At 66.1% G+C, this 2,505-nt stretch carries 2 protein-coding genes and 1 pseudogene; all 3 read right to left on the bottom strand.

Annotated features, from left to right (window positions below):
* Positions 1-98, bottom strand: a pseudogene (locus tag AC1VAN_RS18335) (LON peptidase substrate-binding domain-containing protein); the annotation flags it as partial.
* Positions 95-1,459 carry a UDP-N-acetylmuramate:L-alanyl-gamma-D-glutamyl-meso-diaminopimelate ligase gene (mpl, locus tag AC1VAN_RS18330; RefSeq protein ID WP_480986391.1) on the bottom strand — a complete coding sequence of 455 codons (1,365 nt, stop codon included), beginning with the start codon at positions 1,457-1,459 and terminating at the stop codon, positions 95-97. The pseudogene AC1VAN_RS18335 and the gene mpl, both read right to left, overlap by 4 nt.
* 327 nt (positions 1,460-1,786) lie before the next feature.
* The gene (locus AC1VAN_RS18325) at positions 1,787-2,350 is read right to left on the bottom strand and encodes an adenylate kinase (RefSeq protein WP_025874177.1); all 564 of its coding nucleotides are present in this window, start codon (positions 2,348-2,350) and stop codon (positions 1,787-1,789) included.
* Positions 2,351-2,505 lie beyond the last annotated feature (155 nt).

The following is a 2,505-nucleotide window of genomic DNA, read 5'->3' as shown; positions in this document are numbered from 1 at the left end:
TCCAGGTAGCGTGGCTCGAAGACCCGCAGGCCGATGGCCGCGCCCGGCAGCAGCGTCGTATGCAGCGGGAACAGCGGCAGCGAACCCTCACTGCTCATCGTGCCTGCAGCCCTGCAAGGAAGCGGCGCGGCGCGCCGTCGAAGCCGCCGTTGGACATGAACACCACATGGTCGCCGCTGCGCACGTCGGCCTGCAGCTGCGCCAACAGCGCATCGGTGTCGGCCACAGCATGCGCCTGTCCGCGCACCGCCGCGATCACCGCTGCCGCATCCCAGGCCAGCTCCGGGCGGTGCAGGAACACCACCTCATCGGCGAGTGCCAAGGACGGTGCCAGTGCTTGTGCGTGAGCGCCCAACCGCATCGAATTGCTGCGCGGCTCCATCGCCACCACGATGCGGGCATCACCGACCCTGGCACGCAGCCCTTCGAGGGTCGTCGCAATCGCGGTCGGGTGATGGGCGAAGTCGTCGTAGACGGTGATGCCATCGTGGTTGCCGATCACTTCCATGCGCCGCTTGACGCTGCGGAAGCGCGCCAGCGCCGGGATCACCTCGGCCGGCGCGACACCCACGRCGTGCGCAGCGGCCAGCGCAGCCAGGCCATTGAGCACATTGTGCCGGCCCAGCAGCGACCAGTGCACATCACCCAGCGCCTGCCCGCGATGATGGACGCGGAACGCGCTGCCATCGGCGGCCAACAGCTCGGCATGCCATTCCAGCGCGGGGTCGAAGCCGAAGCGTTCGACCGGGGTCCAGCAGCCCATCGCCAGCACTTCGGCCAGGTGCGCGTCTTCGCCATTGACGATCAGGCGGCCGCGCGCCGGCACGGTACGCACCAGGTGATGGAACTGGCGCTGGATCGCCGCCACGTCGGGGAAGATGTCGGCGTGGTCGTATTCAAGGTTGTTGAGGATCGCCACCAGCGGCCGGTAGTGCACGAACTTGCTGCGCTTGTCGAAGAASGCSGTGTCGTACTCGTCGGCTTCGACAACGAACTCGCGGCCCTGGCCCAAGCGGGCGGACACGCCGAAGTCCTCGGCCACGCCGCCGATCAGGAAGCCGGGGGAGCGACCGGCATTCTCCAGCAGCCAGGTCAGGATGGTGGTGGTGGTGGTTTTTCCATGGGTACCGGCCACGGCCAGGGTGTCACGGCCCGGCAGGACCTGCTCGGACAGCCACTGGGCGCCGGAAATGTAGCGCTGGCCTACGTCCAGGACCGCTTCGACGGCAGGATTGCCGCGCGACAGCGCGTTGCCGATCACCACCTGCCCGGTGCCCTCCGGCACGCTGTCGGCGCGGTAGCCCTGGTCCAGGGTGATGCCCAGCTGCTCGAGCTGGGTCGACATCGGCGGATAGATGGCCTGGTCGCTGCCACTGACCGTATGGCCCAGTTCCCGCGCCAGGGCGGCCACGCCACCCATGAAGGTGCCGGCGATTGCAAGGATATGTACGCTGCTCATGACCGGGGATTGTGACCGATCACGGCTGTATAGGGCCATTGTCAGCACCGGGGTAAGAGAACCCCTACAGCTGCTGTGAGAAAACTCCAGCCACATGTCAGGGAATTCCTGATAGCGATGTTCTGTGAACCCGGACACAATTCAGGATGCCAGCCGCAGTACCCGAACCGGTCCTACTCCCCAAGAGGCCATCCCCAAGGGAGCTCATGCTGTGGGGGCCCTGAGCAAGCCCTTTGCTGGCACCTATGAAACGAAACAGGCCTGATCCTCGCGGATCAGGCCTGTTTTTTTGCGCCTGCGGTGGCCGGCATAAACCGGCCACGAGGGTCAGCGCTTGATCGCCGCCAGGATGCGGGCTTCGATCTCGTCCAGTTCGCCGACGCCATCGACGCGGGCCAGGGTGCCCCGGCCGGCGTAGAAGTCCACCACCGGAGCAGTCTGCTCGGTGTAGACCTGCAGGCGCTTGCGCACCGATTCCGGATTGTCGTCGGCGCGGCCCTGCTCCTGCGCACGGCCGGCGATGCGCTCGACCAGCAGTTCGGTGGCCACGTCCAGCTGCACCACGGCATCCAGCGGCTGGCCGATCTCGGCCAGCATGCCGTCCAGCGCGTTGGCCTGGGCCACATTGCGCGGATAGCCGTCAAGAATGAAGCCCTTGGCGACATCGGCCTGGGCCAGGCGCGACTTCAGCATGCCCAGCAGGATCTCATCGGACACCAGGTTGCCGGCATCCATCACCGACTTGGCCTGCTTGCCCAGCTCCGAGCCGGCGGCAATTTCAGCGCGCAGCATGTCGCCGGTGGAAATGTGGGCGATCTCGAGCTTTTCCTTCAGGCGCGTCGCCTGTGTCCCCTTGCCCGAACCGGGCGGTCCCAACAGAACCAATCGCATTGACCTGACTCCAACGTGTTGAAAATAAAGAAGGTTCGCGCCCCGGACGGTCCGGTATCGCTGCACCGCAATAGCGCCACTTTAGCGCATCCGGGTAATGTCCCTGCAATGTCCCCTCCCCCGAACAGGTAGAAGCATGCGCAATGGCACCCTCC

The sequence above is a fragment of the Stenotrophomonas sp. 05L44_2 genome (assembly GCF_056665995.1).
This window is presented reverse-complemented; position numbering and strand designations above follow the sequence as displayed.

What these genes read in the sequence shown, in the direction of transcription:
- AC1VAN_RS18325 (WP_025874177.1), bottom strand. Translation starts at nt 2,350, where the DNA reads ATGCGATTGGTTCTGTTGGGACCGCCCGGTTCGGGCAAGGGGACACAG.